22 protein-coding genes and 2 tRNA genes are annotated in these 20,681 nt (G+C 57.4%); 21 read left to right on the forward strand and 3 right to left on the reverse strand.

Annotated elements, in window-relative coordinates; genetic code table 11:
• Positions 1-20: 20 nt before the first annotated feature.
• Positions 21-395 (forward strand): hypothetical protein, encoded by a 375-nt coding sequence (locus tag A2V21_309375; protein ID OIJ74449.1) that lies wholly within the window; start codon positions 21-23, stop codon positions 393-395.
• Positions 396-419: 24 nt separating this feature from the next.
• Here the strand turns inward: A2V21_309375 and A2V21_309380 are convergent.
• The 3 genes from A2V21_309380 to A2V21_309390 form a co-directional block, all read right to left on the reverse strand.
• Positions 420-496, reverse strand: a tRNA-Arg gene (locus A2V21_309380).
• A gap of 81 nt (positions 497-577) precedes the next feature.
• Positions 578-654: transfer RNA gene (locus A2V21_309385), tRNA-Pro, on the reverse strand.
• A gap of 164 nt (positions 655-818) precedes the next feature.
• The gene (locus tag A2V21_309390; protein ID OIJ74450.1) at positions 819-1,148 is read right to left on the reverse strand and encodes a hypothetical protein; all 330 of its coding nucleotides are present in this window, start codon (positions 1,146-1,148) and stop codon (positions 819-821) included.
• Positions 1,149-1,530: 382 nt separating this feature from the next.
• On the opposite strand from A2V21_309390, the gene A2V21_309395 reads away from it, so the two are divergent.
• From A2V21_309395 to A2V21_309490, 20 genes are all read left to right on the forward strand, one after another.
• Positions 1,531-2,466, forward strand: coding sequence for a malate dehydrogenase (locus tag A2V21_309395; GenBank protein ID OIJ74451.1), 936 nt, complete (start codon positions 1,531-1,533; stop codon positions 2,464-2,466).
• A gap of 15 nt (positions 2,467-2,481) precedes the next feature.
• Positions 2,482-3,318, forward strand: coding sequence for a fumarate hydratase (locus A2V21_309400; protein OIJ74452.1), 837 nt, complete (start codon positions 2,482-2,484; stop codon positions 3,316-3,318).
• On the forward strand, positions 3,318-3,878 hold the full coding sequence (locus A2V21_309405) for a fumarate hydratase (GenBank protein OIJ74453.1): 561 nt from the start codon (positions 3,318-3,320) through the stop codon (positions 3,876-3,878). Before A2V21_309400 ends, A2V21_309405 begins: the two co-directional genes overlap by 1 nt.
• A complete protein-coding gene (locus A2V21_309410) occupies positions 3,875-4,282 on the forward strand; it encodes a hypothetical protein (protein OIJ74454.1) in 408 nt (135 codons plus the stop codon). The genes A2V21_309405 and A2V21_309410 overlap by 4 nt, the downstream gene beginning before the upstream one ends.
• A 108-nt stretch (positions 4,283-4,390) precedes the next feature.
• Positions 4,391-5,260 (forward strand): hypothetical protein, encoded by an 870-nt coding sequence (locus A2V21_309415; GenBank protein OIJ74455.1) that lies wholly within the window; start codon positions 4,391-4,393, stop codon positions 5,258-5,260.
• 35 nt (positions 5,261-5,295) lie between these two features.
• Positions 5,296-7,269, forward strand: a complete 1,974-nt coding sequence (locus tag A2V21_309420) for a disulfide reductase (GenBank protein ID OIJ74456.1) — start codon at positions 5,296-5,298, stop codon at positions 7,267-7,269.
• A 153-nt stretch (positions 7,270-7,422) separates the two neighbouring features.
• The gene (locus A2V21_309425; GenBank protein OIJ74457.1) at positions 7,423-7,884 is read left to right on the forward strand and encodes a heterodisulfide reductase subunit MvhD; all 462 of its coding nucleotides are present in this window, start codon (positions 7,423-7,425) and stop codon (positions 7,882-7,884) included.
• A 12-nt stretch (positions 7,885-7,896) separates the two neighbouring features.
• A complete protein-coding gene (locus A2V21_309430) occupies positions 7,897-8,118 on the forward strand; it encodes a hypothetical protein (GenBank protein ID OIJ74458.1) in 222 nt (73 codons plus the stop codon).
• 45 nt (positions 8,119-8,163) lie between these two features.
• Positions 8,164-9,057 carry a hypothetical protein gene (locus tag A2V21_309435; GenBank protein ID OIJ74459.1) on the forward strand — a complete coding sequence of 298 codons (894 nt, stop codon included), beginning with the start codon at positions 8,164-8,166 and terminating at the stop codon, positions 9,055-9,057.
• 34 nt (positions 9,058-9,091) lie between these two features.
• Positions 9,092-10,102, forward strand: coding sequence for a hypothetical protein (locus A2V21_309440; protein OIJ74460.1), 1,011 nt, complete (start codon positions 9,092-9,094; stop codon positions 10,100-10,102).
• A 2-nt stretch (positions 10,103-10,104) separates the two neighbouring features.
• Complete coding sequence (locus tag A2V21_309445; protein ID OIJ75138.1) at positions 10,105-10,965, forward strand: heterodisulfide reductase subunit F; 861 nt, start codon at positions 10,105-10,107, stop codon at positions 10,963-10,965.
• A 106-nt stretch (positions 10,966-11,071) separates the two neighbouring features.
• Positions 11,072-11,788 carry a 4Fe-4S ferredoxin gene (locus tag A2V21_309450; GenBank protein ID OIJ75139.1) on the forward strand — a complete coding sequence of 239 codons (717 nt, stop codon included), beginning with the start codon at positions 11,072-11,074 and terminating at the stop codon, positions 11,786-11,788.
• Positions 11,789-11,847: 59 nt separating this feature from the next.
• The gene (locus A2V21_309455) at positions 11,848-13,500 is read left to right on the forward strand and encodes a fumarate reductase (GenBank protein ID OIJ74461.1); all 1,653 of its coding nucleotides are present in this window, start codon (positions 11,848-11,850) and stop codon (positions 13,498-13,500) included.
• A 176-nt stretch (positions 13,501-13,676) separates the two neighbouring features.
• A complete protein-coding gene (locus A2V21_309460; GenBank protein OIJ74462.1) occupies positions 13,677-14,852 on the forward strand; it encodes a succinate--CoA ligase subunit beta in 1,176 nt (391 codons plus the stop codon).
• Between the two features lie 23 nt (positions 14,853-14,875).
• Positions 14,876-15,751, forward strand: a complete 876-nt coding sequence (locus A2V21_309465; protein OIJ74463.1) for a succinate--CoA ligase subunit alpha — start codon at positions 14,876-14,878, stop codon at positions 15,749-15,751.
• A gap of 123 nt (positions 15,752-15,874) precedes the next feature.
• Positions 15,875-16,081 carry a tungsten formylmethanofuran dehydrogenase gene (locus A2V21_309470; protein OIJ74464.1) on the forward strand — a complete coding sequence of 69 codons (207 nt, stop codon included), beginning with the start codon at positions 15,875-15,877 and terminating at the stop codon, positions 16,079-16,081.
• 47 nt (positions 16,082-16,128) lie between these two features.
• Positions 16,129-17,262 carry a 2-oxoglutarate synthase subunit alpha gene (locus A2V21_309475; GenBank protein OIJ74465.1) on the forward strand — a complete coding sequence of 378 codons (1,134 nt, stop codon included), beginning with the start codon at positions 16,129-16,131 and terminating at the stop codon, positions 17,260-17,262.
• A 57-nt stretch (positions 17,263-17,319) separates the two neighbouring features.
• Positions 17,320-18,180 carry a 2-oxoacid:ferredoxin oxidoreductase subunit beta gene (locus tag A2V21_309480; GenBank protein ID OIJ74466.1) on the forward strand — a complete coding sequence of 287 codons (861 nt, stop codon included), beginning with the start codon at positions 17,320-17,322 and terminating at the stop codon, positions 18,178-18,180.
• 36 nt (positions 18,181-18,216) lie between these two features.
• A complete protein-coding gene (locus A2V21_309485; GenBank protein ID OIJ74467.1) occupies positions 18,217-18,762 on the forward strand; it encodes a 2-oxoglutarate ferredoxin oxidoreductase subunit gamma in 546 nt (181 codons plus the stop codon).
• 234 nt (positions 18,763-18,996) lie between these two features.
• Entirely contained in the window at positions 18,997-20,622 is a 1,626-nt protein-coding gene (locus A2V21_309490) for a fumarate reductase (quinol) flavoprotein subunit (GenBank protein OIJ74468.1), read from the forward strand.
• Positions 20,623-20,681 lie beyond the last annotated feature (59 nt).

The raw sequence follows: 20,681 nt of genomic DNA on the forward strand, positions 1-20,681 counted from the left end.
CCGGGGGAAAGGGGCTGACTATGATACGGGTAATGGTCTCGATGGAAGGAAGGCTTTTCTCTGAAGGTGTCGCGAACCTGCTCGACAGCGCAGGCGGAGTCGAGGTGGCCTGGGTTACCGGTGGTGAAAAAGACACTGTGGAGAAGGCCCGTGCCGTCAAGCCCGACGTGATATTGACGGACTTGAAGACATTCCGGCGTTCCTTCGAGGGGGGCTGCCCGGAGGGGGCCAGGATACTCCTTGTCGCCCCGAGTGGCGAGGCGGTCCACCCGGCCTTCTTTGGAAGCCCGGTCTCAGGGAGCATTCCTGACAGCTCTTGCGAACTCATGCTCCAGACCGCGATAAAGGCGGTTGCGCAGGGTGTCCTCTGGACGGATGGAGCGTTGCCGGCCTGAATAATGGCCTTGAGTTTTGACAATTGGCGCGCCTGGCTGGGCTCGAACCAGCGACCTACTGCTTAGAAGGCAGTTGCTCTATCCGACTGAGCTACAGGCGCAAAGATGGCAGGCGTATTTCGGTTGCTTTTCGAGAAGGATTTGTTCTTTCTTTGCTTACTTTTTTCAAAAAAGAGAGTAAGTGGTCGGGGCGAGAGGATTCGAACCTCCGGCCCTCTGCTCCCAAAGCAGATGCGCTACCAGACTGCGCTACGCCCCGAATCGAATATGGATAAATACCATGAAAGGGATATTTATTGCAATACCATTTAACCCCCCTCCCTGTCCGCCCCCAGCCGTCCTTGAAAGGCCGCCTTCATCTGTCCCTGAAATTGAAAAAGGCCGGGTAATCCCCGGCCTTCCCCGCCTTCTTCAGAGGTAAGTCTACTGGGCAAGGCTCTTTATCTGGGCGATGACGGACTTGATATCGTCGTCGTTCATGGTCTGCTTTGGCATGCCTATGGCGAACTGCTTGTATTTCTTCTCCGCCCCGTTGCGGCCGTTCTTGATGACCTGCGTGATGTCAGCGTCAGAGGAGGTCTTTATGAACTGGTTGCCCTTGAAGGCCGGCGCCATGGCCGTTCCCTGCCCCTCGGCACCGTGGCAGGTACCGCATTTGGATTTGAAGATGGAGGCGCCGTCAGCCGCGATGGACATTGAGGCCGAAGCCATTACTACAGCTGCCGCCAGAGTGAAACCCATGATTCTTTTCATTTTGTTACCCTCCTTATTATCTGGTTTTTTACGGGCTTGGGCCCGCTTTGAGCGGGATTCTGCCAAACCCGCGTCAAGTTGGATTTTTTCAGGGATCGATTTCAGATAAGTATATCGTAAGTTCCGCGGAGCGCAACCGGGGCGGGTATTTTTGTAAAATTTCAGGTTTCGTGGCCGTCCAGATGAGTGGATTGGGCAAAAAACAGCCCTGTCCAGAATTCCCTTGACAGAGAGGGTATTTTTGTATACTGTATACACTGAAAATACCCCAGCCACCAGACTCATCCGTTTGTTAAAAAGGTCAGCTCGTTCCGGTACCCGGGAAGTTACCGTCGGGCCGGCAGGCTCTTTCGTTATAGTGCTTATTCCCTGAGGAGGTCAGATGGCCCGGAAAAAGATAACCGTAGTAGGTGCCGGCCATGTAGGCGCCCACACCGCCCTCTGGGTGGCTACAAAAGAGCTTGGGGACGTGGTGCTCCTCGATATAGTCGAGGGCGTGCCGCAGGGCAAGGCCCTGGACCTGATGGAAGCCGCTCCTGTTGAGTGCTTCGACTCCAGCGTGAGGGGCACAAACGACTACAGTGAGACCGCTGGCTCCGACGTGGTCATAGTCACGGCTGGCATACCCCGCAAGCCCGGGATGAGCAGAAGCGACCTCATCAACACCAACGTAGGCATCCTTAAAAGCGTCATAGAGAATATCGTCAAGTACTCGCCCGACGCCCACCTCCTTATAGTAACAAACCCGCTCGACGTGATGGTCTACGCGGCCTGGAAGCTCTCCGGCTTTCCGCCGCAGAGGATCATGGGCCTTTCCGGAGCGCTCGACGGCTCGAGGATGAGGTCTTTTATCGCCATGGAGCTTGGCGTTTCCATGCGCGACGTGCACGCGATGGTCATCGGCGGCCATGCCGACGAGATGGTCCCCTTGAAAAGGTACGCTACCGTCTCAGGTATCCCGGTAACCCAGCTTATCGAGGCCGACAGGCTCTCCTCCATCATGGAAAGGACAAAGAAGGCCGGTGGAGAGATAGTATCGCTTCTGAAGACCGGGAGCGCCTACTACGCCCCTTCCGCGGCCGTGGCCGAGATGTGCGAGGCCATTATAAAGGATAAGAAGCGCGTCATGCCATGCGCCGCCTATTTAAGCGGCCAGTACGGCGTCGAAGGCATGTTCATAGGGGTTCCGGTCGTCGTCGGGGCTGGCGGGGCCGAGAGGATAATAGAGATAGATCTCGACCAGAATGAAAAGAAGGCTTTCATGGATTCCGTCACGGCCGTAAAGGGCCTTATAAACGATCTTGGCATCGGGAAGTAGGAAGAAGGTTTGGCTTTGAGACAGGTATCTGTAAAGGATATAGCCGGAAAGGTCAGGGACCTCTGCATAAGCGCGGCCTGCAACCTTGAGCCGGATGTGGCAAAGGCGCTTAAGGCGGCCTTTAAGTCGGAGGAATCGCAGCTCGGGCGTGAGGTCCTCGGCCAGATAGTCGAGAACTTCGAGATAGCCGAAAGCGAAAACCTGCCAATGTGCCAGGATACCGGCATAGCGGTCTTTTTTATAGAGGTCGGCAGGGAGGTCTCTCTTGACGGCTCCCTCGAAGACGCTATAAACGAAGGTGTGCGCCAGGGCTACAGGGATGGGTACCTGAGGAAATCGGTCTGCCACCCGCTTAAAAGGATCAACACCGGAGACAATACCCCCGCCATAATACACACCTCCTTCGTCGAAGGGGACAAGATAAAGATAAAGATAGCCCCCAAGGGCGCTGGCAGCGAAAACATGAGCCGCCTCAAGATGCTCAAGCCCGCCGAAGGGGTCGAGGGCATAAAGGCCTTCGTGGTCGAGACCATAAAAGACGCTGGCGGCAACCCCTGCCCGCCGATAGTCGTGGGCCTGGGCATAGGCGGCAGCTTCGAGAAGTGCGCCATACTCGCCAAAAAGGCCCTTCTACGCCCGGTTGGGAGCGTAAACCCTGATGAGGACCTCAAGAAGCTCGAAGCCGAGCTTCTTGAGAAGGTAAACGACCTCGGGATCGGCCCCATGGGCTTCGGCGGAAGGATAACGGCCCTCGGGGTCCATATCGAGGCACACCCCTGCCACATAGCGAGCCTCCCGGTGGCGATAAATATCCAGTGCCACGCCGGAAGGCACAAGGAGGCGGTGATCTGATGGGTGAGCCGGTGAGGATATCCGCCCCATTGACAGATGAGATGGTGGGGAAGCTCAGGGCAGGGGACAAGGTCCTTATTACCGGCGTCCTCTATACCGCCCGGGACGCGGCGCACAAGAGGCTCATTGAGCTTCTGGACGCCGGCAAGGAGCTGCCCTTCGATATAAAGGGGCAGATGATCTATTACGTTGGCCCGACCCCGGAGAAGCCCGGGGAGGTCATCGGCTCTGCCGGGCCTACCACAAGCGGCAGGATGGATGCCTATACTCCGAGGCTCCTTGACCTGGGGCTCAAGGGCATGGTCGGCAAGGGCGCAAGGAGCAAGGAAGTCCTTGAGTCGATAAAGAAGAACAAGGCCGTATACATGGCGGCCGTTGGGGGAGCTGCCGCCCTCATAAGGCGTTCGATAAAGAAGGCTGAAATAATCGCTTACGAAGATCTCGGCCCCGAGGCCATAAGAAGGCTTGAGGTGGTCGATTTCCCGGCGATAGTTGTGAACGATATCTACGGAGGGGACCTCTTCCTCCAGGGCGTTGAAAAGTACAGGAGGGTCTCTTGAAGATAACCCTTGCCAATGCGGACGTTAACAGCGTCGCGGTAAAGCACGTCGAGAGGTTGAGCGGGGAGGACCTCAAAAGGTGCTACCAGTGCGGCAACTGCTCGGCAGGCTGCCCGGTCTCCTACGCGATGGAGATACCCCCGACCAAGGTCATGAGGTACCTCCAGCTCGGCGACATAGAGGCTGTAAAGAAGGCCAACACGATGTGGCTCTGCGTTGGCTGCCTCCAGTGCTACTCAAGGTGCCCGAAGGGCTGTAGCGTCGCGGCGGTCCTTGAGGCCATGCGGCAGGACGCATTGAGGTGCGGCGAGGGTAAGACCGAGATAAAGGACCTGCCGATGCCGCTTCTCAAGAAGGCGCCGCAGCAGGCCCTGGTATGCGGGTTCAGGAAGTTTGTTAGCTGAGGTCTGTTTTTCATGCCGGTAAACAATGCATCTGCGTCGTAGGGCAGTTTGGATTTATTAGCAAGACGTTCAAGACCCAGAAGTAAAACTGAACATAAGACGGTCCCTATGAAGATACCTTATTACCCTGGTTGCACACTAAACACGGTCGCCAAGCACTTCGACACCTCCGCGAGGAATGCTGCCGAGGCCATGGGCTTCGAGATGGCCGAGCTCAAGCAGTGGAACTGCTGCGGGGCGACCTTCCCGCTCTCCCCTGACAACATTATGGGCTTGACCGCCCCTGCAAAGGTCCTCTCGGAAGCCCGCAAGGAGGGGGATACCGTTACCACCCTCTGCTCGGTCTGCTATAACGTTTTGAAGCGCACCAACAAGGTGATGCGGGACAGCAGGGACAAAAGGGGCGTCGTCAACGGCTTCATAGAGGAGGAGTACGACGGGAGCTTGAACGTCCTCCATTACCTCGAGGTGCTCCGCGACAAGGTCGGCTTCGCGAAGGTAAAGGAGGCGGTAAAGAGGCCCCTTAAGGGCATAAAGGCGGCAGGTTATTACGGGTGCATGCTGCTGCGTCCCTTTGAGGATATCGGCATAGACAACGCCGAGAGGCCGACGATATTCGAGGACCTCCTGAAGGCGCTTGGGGCTGAAGCCGTAGAGTTCCCTAACAAGATCGAGTGCTGCGGGGCGCATGTAACGATGAATAACGACGAGGTCGTAACGCGCCTGTCCGGGAGCGTCATGACATCTGCCGTAGGCTCCGGCGCAGAGCTCATCGTCACAAGCTGCCCGCTTTGCCAGTATAATCTCGAGAAGAGCCAGCCGGCCGTGCAGAGGCAGAGCGGAGGCTTCGTGCCGGTGCCGGTCGTATACTTTACCCAGGCCCTGGGATTAGCCCTCGGCCAGGATATAGAGACATTGGGTTTTGAGAAGAACGCGACAGACGTGATGCCGCTCCTTAAGAAAAAGGGTATCGTGTAGTTAAAGCAGGTCCAACGTCCCACGAGGAAAGAGTTATGCCGAGAATCGGAGTCTTTGTCTGCCAGTGCGGGAATAACATAGCGGCTACCGTAGATACCAGGAAGGTTGCCGAGGATATGTCCCAGTTACCGGGCGTGGCCTACACATGCGACTACAAGTTCATGTGCTCTTCTCCCGGGCAGGAGATGCTCAAGCAGGCCATAAAGGAGCAGAAGCTCGACGGCGTCATCGTCTCCGCCTGCTCGCCGCACATGCACGAGAAGACCTTCAGGAAGGCCTCCGAGGCCGCCGGTCTCAACCCTTACCAGTGCGAGATAACCAACATCCGTGAGCAGTGCTCCTGGGTGCACCACGACAGAACAAAGGCGACCGGGACAGCGAAGTCCATTGACCTCACCAGGATGACGATTCAGAGGCTCAAGAAGAACAAGCCTCTCAAGAAGATAAAGATACCGGTCAAGAAAAAGGCGCTCGTCATAGGCGGCGGCATAGCCGGCATACAGGCGGCCCTCGACATAGCAGAGGGCGGCAGGGAAGTGATACTCGTCGAGAAGGAGCCTTCGATCGGCGGCAACATGGCCAAGCTCTCGGAGACCTTCCCCACGATGGACTGCTCGCAGTGTATCCTCACCCCCAAGATGGTCGAGGCCGAGCTCAACGAGCAGATAACGCTTTATACCTACTCTGAGGTCGAGAAGGTCGAAGGCTACATCGGCAACTTTACCGTTACGGTAAGGAGGAAGGCCAAGTACGTCGACGAGGAGACCTGCACAGGGTGCGGCGAGTGCACTGAGAAGTGCCCGTTCAAGGTGACAAGCTCCTTTGAGATGGGCTTGAGCAAGAGAAAGGTCATATACACGCCCTTCCCGCAGGCGGTGCCGAACATACCGGTCATAGACGCGGCCAACTGCCCTAAGATACAGAAGGACAAGTGCGGCGCGTGCGCCATTGTCTGCGGCCCGAAATCGATAGATTTCAAGATGCAGGACAAGCTCGTAACCGAAGAGGTCGGCGCGATAGTTGTGGCCACCGGCTACCAGCTCATGCCCAACGAGCACTTCGGCGAGTACGGCTACGGCAGGATAAAGGACGTAATAAGCGGCCTCCAGTTCGAGAGGCTCGCCTCATCCTCTGGCCCGACGGGCGGCGAGATAAGGAGGCTCTCGGACGGCAAGACCCCCCAGAGCGTGGTCTTCATCCAGTGCTCCGGCTCGAGGGACGAGAAGAAGGGCGTCTCCTACTGCTCCAAGATATGCTGTATGTACACCGCCAAGCACACGAAGCTTTACGCCCACAAGGTGCACGGCGGACAGTCATACGTCTTCTACATGGACATCCGCTCCGGCGGAAAGAGGTACGAGGAGTTCGTGCGCGGCGCCATAGAGCAGGACGGCGCGATGTATCTCCGAGGGCGCGTATCGAGGGTATACGAGCGTGACGGCAAGGTCATAGTGCAGGGCGCCGACACGCTTAGCGGTTCTCAGGTCGAGATAGAGGCCGACATGGTGGTGCTTGCCACCGCGATGGTCGCGAGGGACGGCGCGGATACCGTCGCGCAGAGGCTCGGCATAGGCTACGACAAGGACAGGTTCTATAACGAGTACCATCCGAAGCTAAAGCCGGTCGAGACGGTCACGGCGGGCATATACCTCGCCGGCTCCTGCATGGGGCCGATGGACATACCCGAGACCGTGGCGCAGGGCAGCGCCGCCGCGAGCAAGGTGCTGGCGCTTTTCTCGGCGGACGAGATGGCGAGGGAGCCGATTACCTCTGAGGTCAACAAGGCCACCTGTAACGCCTGCTGGGACTGTGTCACTGCCTGCCCGTACAACGCGATAGACAGGGACGCGGTAAAGGACAGGAACGGCAATATAGTGAGACGCCTCGCGAAGGTCAACGAAGGCCTCTGCCAGGGCTGCGGGGTCTGCATCGCGGCGTGCAGGTCGAAGTCGATAGACTTGAAAGGTTATACGGACGAGCAGGTTTACGCGGCTATAAGCGCGTTTTGACGGATTCTTGCCCTAAACGCCCATCTGCTGTGTCAGGGCTGCGGGCTTGAATCCTCACATACTAAAAAAGTATGCTGCGGTTCAACCCCTTGCCCTTCCTTGCATCTGGGCATTTATGACAAGAATGGTTAACGAGAATACGGGAAAACGAATATGAGCGGACACACTGAAGAGACTACTGCAAGCGGCGGCTTCGAGCCGAAGATAATGGCCTTTGTCTGCAACTGGTGCACTTACGCGGGCGCTGACCTCGCTGGCACCAGCAGGATGGAGTACAGGCCGAACGTAAGGATAGTCAAGCTCCCCTGCACAGGGCGCATTGACCCGCTATTTATCCTCAAGGCCTTTGAGAACGGCGCCGACGGGGTCCTGGTCTCTGGCTGCCACCCCGGCGACTGCCATTACACGACAGGCAACTACCACGCCAGGAGGCGCTGGATAGGCTTCAAGAACCTCCTTGAGTTCGCTGGCGTGGACATGATGAGGCTTCATTTTTCGTGGGTATCGGCCTCTGAGGCCATAAAGTGGGTCGACCTCATAAACAGGGTCACAGACGAGGTCAAGGCCCTCGGGCCCTTCATGGAGTACAAGGGGCTTAAAGAGGTGACCGAATAACTGGGGGTAGGTATGGGGACCGAGGTCTCTGTAAGCGCGGTGCTCATAGAGAGGGAAGACGGCACGTACAGGGCTAACTGCCCGGAGCTCAATATCAGCTCCGAAGGCGAAAGCTCGGAAGAGGCCTTTGAGAACCTCAAGGCCGCCGCGCAAAAACATGTAAGGGAAACTGGCGCGGAGGGTCTCCGGATGAGCCAGGTGAAATGCATGAAGTTCAAGGTAACGATAGATTAGAAGCGGGGCGGTCCGGGCAAGCCCCGGAGGTCCGAAGAGAAGGAAATGGAAAATACTTTAAGGCAGAAAGCGAAAGAGCTACTTACCTCCGGCGAGGTAAAGGTCGTAATAGGCTGGGGCTGGAACAAGAAGAAGACCTATACCACCCCTGTCTTCATAACCGACCCTGCCGAGGCTGATCTGCTCGTCTGGAACCCCCGGTGCGTAAACAACCTCTCGGTATACCTCACGAGGAAGTACAGGGACATCCAGAAGATCGGCACTCCCGCGATAGTGGCCAAGGGCTGCGACATAAAGAACATCGCCGTCCTCATCTCGGAAGCGCAGCTCAAAAGGGAGGACGTCTATATAATCGGCGTGACCTGCGGCGGCGTGGCTTACCGTCAGGAGCTCTGGAAGGGTGAGCTTACCCCTCAGATAATGCCGACCAAGTGCCATAACTGCGACGTCAGGAATCCGCACATAGCTGATTTCGTTGTCGGGGAAAAATCCTCCTTCGTACCGCCCGAGGCCCCGACCGGCATGGTCTTCGACAAGATCAAGGAACTCGACTCCAAAAGCTCTTCAGAGAGATGGGCCTTCTGGATAAGCGAGTTTTCCAGGTGCATAAAGTGCTACGCCTGCAGGCAGGTCTGCTCGCTCTGCTACTGCGAGAGGTGCATAACCGAGAAGAACATGCCGCAGTGGGTAGAGACCTCGGCGCACCCGAGGGGCACCCTCTCATGGAACCTGATCCGGGCCATGCACCTCGCTGGAAGGTGTACATTCTGCGGCGAGTGCGAGAGGTCGTGCCCTGTGAACATACCGTTGAACCTTGTGAACCAGAAGCTCATAACGGTTGTGAAGGAAGCGTTCGATTACAGGTCCGGCTACGACGAGAAGGTCCATCCGCCGATGATCGTCTTTAGCCCCGATGACAGGGAAAACTTCATAAAATGACCGCTGGCCCCATGCGCGGAACGGTTGAAAGAAGATGGCAGAGAAGATACTCAGTAAAGACGGCCTTACGGGCCTCATAGCCTCGGTAACTGAAAATGGCGGGAGGTTCATAGCCCCGACTATTGTCGCCAGGCAGATAGTCTTCAAGAAGGTCGCGGCCGCCTCGGATATAGCCGGGGACTACGTGCTCGCGAGGAACTCGTTCAAGGAGTTCCTCTTCCCGCAGACAGAGGTCATAGCCGAGTTCAAGCTCGGAAAAGATAAGGTAGAGATGTCCGGCGTCGAGCCCCGGACCCCTTATACGGTAGTATTCGGTGCGAGGCCGTGCGAGGCGGCGAGCCTCGCTGGGCTCCGCGCCCTTTTCACCTGGGACTTTGTCGATGAGTTCTTCACGAAGAGGGACGAAAAGACCGTAGTCATAACCGTCGGCTGCACCAGGGGCGACGACTCCTGCTTCTGCACTACCGTGAATCTGTCGCCAGAGGCGACCGAAGGCGCTGACGTCTACATGAGGGAGACGGAGGACGGAGGCTATTCCGTCAGTCCGCTTACCGACAAAGGCAGGAAGTTCGTGGAGGCTCATGAGTTGGCCTTCAGCTCTGGCGCGGCGAAGTTAAAGCCCCTCTTCTCCCCTGAGAAGATAAAAGAGGTCGATCTCAAGAGGATCTCTGAGAGGCTCAAGGACAAGTCCCACTACGACGACCCGGTCTGGGCGAAGCTCGCGAGAAAGTGCATCGGGTGCGGCGCATGCACCTTCACATGCCCCACTTGCAGGTGCTTTGACATAACCGACGAGGGCACGGCCTTCGAAGGCGAGAGAAGGAAGAACTGGGACGCGTGCCAGTATGACTCGTTCACGCTGCACGCCAGCGGCCACAACCCCAGGGAGCACCAGTACCAGAGGTGGAGGAACCGCTTCATGTGCAAGTTCAACTTCTATCCCGAGAAGTTCTCATCCAAGGGCTGCGTCGGGTGCGGAAGGTGCATAAGGGTATGCCCGGTAAGGCTCGACATAACCGACGTGATGGAAGAGTTCTCGAAATGAGCATGCAAGTCTTAAAGGACGTAGTAGAGATGAACAACATTTATCTGCCGCACCTTGTTACAATCGATGAAATAATAGAGGAGGCCCCGGACGTAAGGAGCTTTAAGCTCGTCTTCCAGGACCCGGCTCTTCGCGAGAGCTTCGAATTCAAGACAGGCCAGTTCGCGCTATACTCAGCCTTCGGCCTGGGTGAGTCGACCTTCTGCATAGCCTCTTCCCCCACGAGGAAGGGCTACGTAGAGTGCACTTTCAGGCGTTCCGGAAGGGTCACTGGCGGGCTTGCCCAGCTTTCGGTCGGCGACACCATGGGCTTCAGGGGGCCTTACGGCAACTACTTCCCGGTAGACGAGTGGAAGGGCAAGAACCTGGTATTCATCGCCGGAGGCATAGGCCTTCCTCCGGTACGTTCGGTAATATGGAACGTCCTTGACAGGAGAGAGGACTTTGGCAATATAACTATAGTGTACGGGGCCAAGACGGTAGCCGACCTTGTATACAAGGAAGAGCTGAAGGGCTGGGATGAGAGGGGGGATGTGACCCTCGTCCAGACCGTTGACCCGGGTGGCCAGACCCCTGACTGGAAGGGCAAGGTCGGGTTCGTCCCGACCGTCCTTGAGGAAGCGGCCCCCGCGGCGGAGAACACGGTAGCCGTTACATGCGGCCCGCCGATAATGATCAAGTTCGTGCTCAGTACGCTCGGCAAGCTCGGCTTCGCCGATCAAAGCGTATTCACCACGCTCGAGAACAAGATGAAGTGCGGCGTGGGAAAATGCGGCAGGTGTAACGTCGGAGACGTCTACGTATGCAAGGAAGGCCCTGTCTATACCGCCGCCGAGATAAAGAGGATGTATAACGACTTTTAAATGAGCATAACGCAGGAATCCCGGAGAATAAGAAATGGCAGAAGACATTAAAAAACCAGCTACCCTCGCCACCGGCGACAGGACTATACCGCCGAAAGACGCGAAGATGATACCCATATACATCATGGGCAGGGAGTACATGGTCCCGGAGACCCTGACCATAATGAAGGCGACAGAGTACGCCGGATACTCATACGTCAGGGGCTGCGGCTGCAGGGGCGGCATATGCGGAGCGTGCGGCACATTCTACCGCTTCATGGGCGACTACAGGCTCCGTGCAGGGCTGGCCTGCCAGACGGTAGCCGAGCCCAATATGGTATTATCCCAGTTGCCCTTCTTCCCGTCCAACAGGCCGGGGTACGAAATAGAGAATACCGGGGGCAACCCCCACGAGGAGCTCAGGAGCCTGTACCCTGAGGTCTTCAAGTGCGTCGGCTGCGGCACCTGCACCAGGACGTGCCCGATGGACATAGACGTCATGGACTATATCGCCCTTATGAAGAGGGGCGACCTTAAGGCCGCTGCCCTCAAGAGCTTTGACTGCGTGCAGTGCGGCCTTTGCACCTCGCGCTGCCCGGCGCAGATATCCCAGCCAAACGCGGCCCAGTTCGTAAGGAGGATCTACGGCAAGTACATGCTCCCCAAGGCCTCTCACCTCTCAAAGAGGGTCGAGGACGTAAAGGGCGGCAAGTATGAGGGCATGCTCAAGGAGCTTACCTCCATGAAGCAGGAGGACGTAAAGAAGCTCTATGTCGAGCGCGAGAGGGAGCCGGACCTGGCTGAATCGGGCAAGTGGATGCCAAAGGACACATCGAAGCTTTAAAGTACCGTTAAAACGATAATAACCTTTAGAAAGCAAACGGCGTTTATACCGGAGGAAAGATGAGCGGAGGATATACCACAGCTCTCAAGGAACTCATAAAGAAGGTCGAGGCCACAAGGGCCGCCAGGGTCGAGAAGGCCAGGAAAGGGGATCACTTCCCGGCGCTCACCATGGAGCAGAGGCAGGAGTGGCTCAAGAAGTACCACCCCGACTACAATAACGACGGAAGGCGCGCCGTTGAGGTCGGGCCCAACAAGGGCACGGTATATCCGGAAGAGGTCTCCACCCTCCTTGAGTCGAAGAGCAGGCTCAATACCAGGGCCGTCGACCTCTCCAAGACCGATTATGAGACAGACCTCCTCGTCATAGGCGCAGGCGGCGCCGGCACTGCGGCGGCGCTCGCGGCCCAGGAGGCGGGCTTCAAGGTGCTCGTATCCACCAAGCTCCGCCACGGCGATTCCAATACCGTCATGGCAGAGGGGGGCATACAGGGCGCCGACCAGGAGGGAGATTCCCCTTACTTCCATTACCTCGACGTTATAGGCGGCGGGCACTTCTCCAACCAGCCCGGCCTCGTAGCGGCGCTTACTAATGACGCGCCGCTTATCATCCACTGGCTCGAGGGGCTCGGCATGATGTTCGACAAGCACCCGGACGGCAGGATGAAGGTAAGGCACGGCGGCGGGACCTGCAGGAAGAGGATGCACTCCTCCGGAGATATGACCGGCGCGGAGATAATGAGGGTCGTGAGGGACGAGGCCAGGAACAGGGCAGAGGGCATAAAGGTGCTGGAATTTACCCCTGCCGTCGAGATACTCCTCGACGAGTCCGGCAACGCCGCCGGGGCGGTACTCTATAACCTCGAAACAAAGGAATACTACGTGGTGCGGGCCAAGGCGGTCATAGTAGCCACAGGCGGCTTCGGCAGGCTCCATATCCAGGGCTTCCCGACGACCAATCACTACGGCGCTACCGCCGACGGGGTCGTCATGGCATACAGGGCCGGGGTCTCGCTACAGGACCTCGATTCGACCCAGTACCATCCGACGGGCGCGATATACCCGGAGCAGAACGTGGGTCTGCTTATAACGGAGAAGGTAAGGGGCCTGGGCGCGCAGCTCCTCAACATCGAAGGCGAGCAGTTCTGCTTCCCGCTCGAACCCAGGGACGTTGAGTCTGCCTGCGTCATACGTGAGTGCCGGGAGATCGGCCAGGGCATAGTGACGCCTACCGGCAGGCACGGGGTATGGCTCGACTCCCCGATGATAGATATGCTCCACGGCGAGGGGGCCGTAAGGAAGGAGCTCCCTGCCAAGTACATTCAGTTCAAGCGCTATGATATAGACATAAGCAAGGTGCCGATGCTCATATATCCAACGCTCCATTACCAGAACGGCGGCATAAGCATAAACGAATGGTCCGAGACGAGCGTAAAGGGCCTCTACAGCGCCGGAGAGGTGGCCGGAGGGGTGCACGGCAGGAACCGTCTCATGGGCAACTCTCTCCTTGACGTCCTTGTCTTCGGCAGGAGGGCTGGCATCAAGGCGGCCGAGTACATGAAGTCCCATGAGGCCGGGAAGAAGCTTTCCCTGAACCACGTCGAGAAGTTCAACAAGGAGATCGAGAAGGCCGGAATAGATAACGGCATCGCAAGCCCGCTCCTTCTGCCCGACTACGCGCCTGACCACGTCAGGACAAGGCAGGTAGGTTAGGGTACAGGTAGTTGATACCGGGGGCCGGCGTCTGCCGGCCCCGTACAAGCGGGCCGATTGCCCGCTTCACTTGTTTTTAGAATGTTTTTTCAAGTGTAATAATCATCACCAGTGTCAATGATAAAAGACGTGCTTGACTTAAAAAATCAGCTCTACCGGATGGAGGTCGGCTTCTTATGAATATCCACGAGCACCAGGCAAAGCAGATACTCGCCAGGTTCGGCGTCTCCGTGCCCAAGGGCAGGATAGCCTTCACGCCGTCGGAGGCCGAGGAAGTGGCCCGTGATTTTATCGCCGAAAAGGGCGTATGCGTCGTCAAGGCGCAGATACACGCCGGCGGCAGGGGCAAGGCCGGAGGGGTAAAGCTCGCCAAAACAAAGGAAGAGGCGGCTAATATCGCGAAAGAGCTCCTCGGCAAGGTGCTGGTCACCCACCAGACAGGTCCTTCCGGCAAGGAAGTAAAGAAGGTCTACGTCGAGGAGGGCTGCCAGATAGCAAGGGAGCTTTACCTGGGCCTGGTCGTCGACAGGTCGACACAGCGGGTCGTCATGATGGCCTCTACGGAAGGTGGGGTCGAGATAGAGGAGGTAGCGGCAAAGGCCCCTGAGAAGATATTAAAGGAATACATAGACCCGGTGGCCGGGCTCATACCTTTTCAGGGCAGGAAGCTCGCCTTCGGCCTCGGCATAGACAAGGCGCAGGTGAACAAGGCCGTAAAGTTCATGACCGCCCTCTATAACGCCTTCGTCGCCTCCGACTGCTCGATGGCGGAGATAAACCCGTTAGTCGTCACAAAGGACGGGGACATAATCGCCCTCGACGCCAAGATGTCCTTTGACGATAACGCCCTTTTCAGGCACAAGGACATAGAGGAGATGAGGGACCTGGACGAGGAGGACCCGAAGGAGGTCGCCGCCTCGAGGTTCAACCTCAACTACGTCTCGCTCGACGGCAACATCGGCTGCATGGTCAACGGCGCGGGCCTTGCCATGGCCACAATGGATATGATAAAGCTCTCGGGCGGGAACCCCGCAAACTTCCTCGACGTGGGCGGCGGGGCGAACAAGGAGCAGGTCACAGCCGCCTTCAAGCTCATCACCTCAGACCCTGAGGTCAAGGGCGTGCTCGTCAACATATTCGGCGGCATAATGAGGTGCGATATAATAGCCGAGGGCATAATGGCCGCGGCAAAGGACGTGGGGCTCAAGGTCCCCCTTGTCGTAAGGCTTCAGGGGACGAACGTCGAGCAGGGGAGGAAGCTCCTCGCCGGCTCCGGCCTCAACATAATAACCGCCGAGAACATGGACGAGGCTGCAAGCAAGGCCGTCGAGGCCGCAAAGAAGGCTTCTTAAAAGAGACATCAGGAGCGACCCCAATGAGCATACTCGTAAATAAGGATACAAAGGTCATCTGCCAGGGTATAACAGGCGAGCAGGGCACCTTCCACACAAGGCAGATGGTCGCCTACGGCACAAAGATGGTCGGTGGAGTGACCCCCGGCAAGGGCGGCACGAAGGTCGACGATATCCCGGTCTTCGATACGGTCGACGAGGCGGTAAAGGCCACGGAGGCTGACGCCTCGGTAATATACGTGCCTGCGGCCTTTGCAGGCGACGCTATAATGGAGGCGGTAGACGCAGGGGTCGAGCTCGTCATCTGTATAACCGAAGGCATACCTGTCCTAGACATGGTAAAGGTCAGAAGGTTCATGCAGGGAAAGCGCTCAAGGCTTGTCGGCCCCAACTGCCCCGGTGTCATAACCCCCGGCGAGTGCAAGATAGGCATCATGCCAGGGCACATCCATAAGACCGGCAACATAGGCGTTGTATCAAGGAGCGGGACGCTTACCTACGAGGCCGTAGACCAGTTGACGAGGCTTGGGCTCGGGCAGTCTACCTGCGTCGGCATAGGCGGGGACCCTGTGAACGGCACGAACTTCATCGACGTCATCGATCTTTTCCAGAAGGACCCTGGCACAAGCGCCATCGTCATGATAGGCGAGATAGGCGGCACCGCGGAGGAAGAGGCGGCCGAGTTCATAAGGAAGAACGTCACGAAGCCGGTAGTGGGCTACATAGCCGGCGCTACCGCGCCAAAGGGCAAGAGGATGGGACATGCCGGTGCCATCATCTCCGGCGGCAAGGGCACGGCCGAAGAGAAGTTCGAGGCCATGCAGAGGGCCGGGATAAGGATCACCAGGAGCACCGCTGAAATAGGCAGGTCGATGTTGGAAGTTCTCCAGAAAGTGTGATAATATAATGTATTGCGGGTTGTTGACTCGGGGGAAGGTCTGTGTTAAAAGAGACTTCCCCATTTTAAGAATTTTCTTAGGCAAAAAGCTCCCTTAGGGGGCCAAAAGCTATCCGGAGGTTCCATGACAGAGGCGGCGGCGAAGAAACTGCCAAGGATTGAGATAAACGAGAAGAATTGCAAGGGGTGCAGCATCTGCGTTGATTTCTGCCCCACCAAGGTTCTCGAGATCAGGGGGGCCATCTGCGCTGTAAAGGACCTTGAGGCATGCACAAGGTGTCAGCTCTGCGATCTCAGGTGCCCGGATTTCGCCATACGGGTCTTTGATTAATAACCTTTCGCCGCTAAAGAGCGGCCTTTCAGGGGGAATCGAATAAAATGGCTGAAAAGAAAAAGAGGCTCATGCAGGGCAACGAGGCCTGCGTTGAAGGCGCCATATATGCGGGATGCAGGTTCTACTCCGGATATCCAATAACGCCCTCTACCGAGATTGCCGAGGGCATGTCGGTAAGGCTGCCGAAGCTCGGCGGCAAGTTCATCCAGATGGAAGACGAGATAGGCGGCATCGCGGCAGCCATCGGCGGCTCTGTGGCAGGTATAAAGTCCATGACCGCCACATCCGGCCCGGGTTTTTCACTCAAGCAGGAGTGCATAGGCTACGCCTGCATAACCGAAATACCGCTTGTGATAGTCGACGTCATGAGGGCCGGCCCTTCAACCGGCTATCCGACAGGCCCATCGCAGTCTGATATCATGCAGGCCAAGTGGGGGACCCACGGCGACCATCCGGTCATCGCCCTTACGCCGGCCTATGTGCCGGAGATACTCACCGAGACGGTAAGGGCCTTCAACCTGGCCGAGAAGTACAGGACCCCGGTGATGGTCCTTTATGATGAAATAGTAGGGCACATGAGGGAGGCCGTAGAGCTTCCGGAGCCCGGCGAGCTTGAGGTCGTCAACAGGGCCAGGCCGGAGTGCAAGCCGGAAGAATACCATCCTTACGACGATCGCTTCCTCGTGCCGCCTCTCGCCCCGTTCGGCGAGGGCTACAGGTTCCACATCACAGGATTGAACCACAAGCAGGACGGCTTCCCCACGAACGACCCGAAGCTCATCGACAGGAACAACAGGCGTATCATGGAGAAGATTGAGGTCAACAAGGCCGATATCTGGAAGAACGAGGAAATTTCGCTCGATGACGCCGAGGTAGCCGTCTTCACCATAGGCTCGACGGCCCGTTCCGCCCGTTTCGCGGTGAACGAGCTCCGTAAGCAGGGCGTAAAGGCAGGGCTTCTGAGGCCGCTTACCATATGGCCCTTCCCTGACAATGCCGTCCATGACGTCGCAAAGAGGGTAAAGGCTATAATAGTGCCGGAGATGAACCTGGGGCAGATGTTCCACGAGGTGCAGAGGGCTGCCCTTGGCGCCTGTAAGGTCGAGGGCCTTTTCAGGGTCGACGGCGAGCCCATAACCCCGGCCCAGATAATGGAAGCCATAAAGAAGCACTGCTAAACAGCTGTTCCAAGCCCGCGGATGCTGGCGTGAACGGATAACGACCCGGAGGAACCAATGTCAACAACGGTTGCTGAGAAGAAGGAAAAGATAAGCGTACCCTTCGATTACGATAAGTACCTGAGGCCCAATAAGCTCCCGCACATATGGTGCCCGGGCTGCGGCCACGGGATAGTCCTGAAGGCTATGCTCCGCGCCATAGACAAGGCGGGCCTCGACAAGAACAATGTCTGCATGGTCTCCGGCATAGGCTGCTCATCCAGGACCCCCGGCTACGTCGACTTCAACACCATGCATACCATACACGGAAGGGCCCCGGCCTTCGCTACCGGCATCAAGCTCGCCAAGCCAGAGATGAAGGTAATAGTCATAACCGGCGACGGTGACGCGCTCGCGATAGGCGGAAACCACTTCATACATGTCTGCAGGCGCAATATCGACATGACCATACTGGTGATGACCAACGCTACATACGGGATGACAGGTGGGCAGTTCTCCCCGACCTCGCCTATGAACACGGTCTCGACGACCAGCAGGTACGGCAGCATAGAGCCGCCTTTCGATGCCTGCGAGATGGCCAAGGCCGCCGGGGCGACATTCGTCGCCAGGGGCACGGCCTATCACACGATCGAGCTTGAAAAGACGCTCTTTGAGGCGATCCAGCACAAGGGGACCTCTGTGGTAGATATCATCGACGCCTGCCCGACCTACTTCGGAAGGGCGAACAACCTGAAGAGCGCGTCCCAGATGATGGACGTGATAGAGAAGGACGGCACGGTGAACGTAAAGCAGGCTGATAAGCTGCCGCCGGAGAAGCTCGAGGGGAAGTTCCTCCGTGGCATCCTGCACAGGGCCGAGAGGCCGGAGTATACCGAGGCCTACCAGACCATGGTAACCGAGAAGGCGGCGAAGAAGTAAGACAGAAACACAACCGAATCCGGAGGCTTCATTAAAATGAGCGACAGGTACGAGATACGTTTCAGCGGCTCTGGCGGACAGGGCATGATACTGGCCGGTATAATCATGGCCGAGGCCGCTGCCATATACGGGGGCAAGAACGCGGTGCAGAGCCAGTCTTACGGGCCTGAGTCGAGGGGAGGCGCCAGCAAGGCGGAGGTTATCATCTCTCACGGCTCGATAGACTACCCGAAGGCGACCTCCATAGACTGCATGCTGGCCATGACCCAGGAGGCATGTACCAAGTACCATTCCGACGTGAAGGAAGGCGGCATACTCCTCATAGACAGCGACGAGGTGAAGGATGTGCCAAAGGGCAAGTTCAGGACCTTGAGCTACCCGATAATCGCCACAGCGAGGGAAGAGCTCGGCAAGACCATAGTCGCGAACATCATCTCTCTTGGCATGATAGCCGAGCTTACCGGAGTCGTCTCCCATGAGGCCATCGAGAAGGCGGTCCTCTCAAGGGTGCCGGCGGCCTTCCTTGAGCTCAACAAGAGCGCCCTGCAGATAGGCTTTGACAGGGCGAAAGAGCTTAAGTGATCTTTTTCTTATCAAGGGCCGGCCTTTTTGGCCGGCCCTTTTTTTTTACCGAAATCACTCCACGCAAATTGACGTGATGTAATAAAGCTGTTAAGCTTTCAAAAGCCTGTCGGTTTAAAAATCCTTTTCAGAAAAAATCTTCCATGTACTCTCGTTTCCTTATAAATTGGTTTTTACGGAGGCATACAGCTGGTTACCCATGATTGCGTAATAGTCGGCGCCGGCCTTGCCGGGATGAGGGCCGCGATAGAGGCGGCCCGGGCAGGACTCAACGTCGCGGTAGTCTCGAAGATATATCCGGTGAGGAGCCATTCGGTGGCGGCCCAGGGCGGCATAAACGCCGTTTTGAAGGAGACAGATTCCTGGGAAGCGCACATGTTCGACACCGTTAAGGGGAGCGACTACCTTGGCGACCAGGCCGCCATAGAGGTCATGTGCAAGGAAGGGCCCGGCGATATCCTTGAGCTCGAGGGCATGGGCGCCATCTTCAGCCGCGGCATCGACGGCAGTATCGCCCAGAGGCCATTTGGCGGGGCAGGTTATCCCAGGACCTGCTATCTCGCCGACAGGACGGGACATGCGATGCTGCACGTCATGTACGAGCAGCTCGTGAAGCACGGTGTTCTGATCTACGACGAATGGCACGTGGTGAGGGTCGTGACCCAAGACGGGGCCGCAGTGGGCGTTATCGCCATAGAGCTCGACACCGGGAAGCTCCACAGGCTCAACTCGAAGGCTGTTATCATAGCCACAGGCGGATACGGCAGGGTCTACAGGACCACCACCAACGCCATCTCCTCGACAGGCGACGGGCTGGGGCTCGCGCTTGATGCCGGGCTGCCGCTCATGGACATGGAGTTCGTCCAGTTCCATCCAACTGTCCTTAAAAGGACCGGGATACTCATGACCGAGGGGGCGAGGGGCGAGGGAGCCTATCTCCTCAATTCGCTCGGCGAGAGGTTCATGGAGAAGTACGCCCCCAAGGTGAAGGAGCTTGCCAGCCGTGACGTCGTAAGCCGCGCCGAACAGATGGAAATAGAAGAAGGGCGGGGCGTGGACGGCTGCGTCTTTCTTGATCTAAGGCACCTCGGGGCAGGCAAGATCAAAGAGAGGCTCTCCCAGATAAGGGACCTTGCGATAAACTTCGCCGGGGTAGACCCCGTTGAGGCGCCTGTGCCCGTAAAGCCCGGGGCCCATTACTCGATGGGCGGCATAGCTACCGACGTCGACGGGCAGACCGGCATACACGGGCTTTTCGCGGCTGGCGAGAGCGCCTGCGTAAGCGTCCACGGAGCGAACAGGCTCGGAGGCAACTCTCTTCTTGAGACAATCGTCTTTGGCAGGAGGGCCGGTAAAAAAGCGGCAGAGTACTGCGCATCCACGCAAGTGGCGCCTTTCCCGGATTCAGCGCTTGCCGACGCCTCCCACGAGGTGGCCAGGCTCGTAAGCAGGGAGGAGGGAGAGTCTCCGCACGCCATAAAGGAAGAGATGACAGCGGCCATGGAGGATTTCTGCGGCATCTTCCGGAACAGGGAGAGGCTCGGCAAAGGATATGAAAAGATAAAAGAGCTTAAAGAAAGATATGAGATGGTGGCCCTGACCGACAGGGGCGATTACTTCAATAACGAGCTCCTTGAGGCAATAGAGCTCGGGGGCATGCTCGACGTCTGCGAGACGATATTCGTCGGGGCTTTGAACAGGGAAGAGTCCAGGGGCTCGCATTACAGGACCGATTTCCCAAAAAGGGACGACTTGAAGTGGCTCAAGCATACGCTTGTCTACAAGCGTGGCAGAGAGATTGCCATCGAGTACAGGGATGTCTCCATCACGAGGTTCAAGCCAGAGGAGAGGAAGTACTAACAGGCTGCTGAAAAAACCCCATCTGCGTCGTTGTCATCGTCGCTCGTCACTGCGGCGTA

The sequence above is a fragment of the Deltaproteobacteria bacterium GWC2_55_46 genome (assembly GCA_001595385.3).
Taxonomy (GTDB): Bacteria; Desulfobacterota; GWC2-55-46; order GWC2-55-46; family GWC2-55-46; genus UBA5799.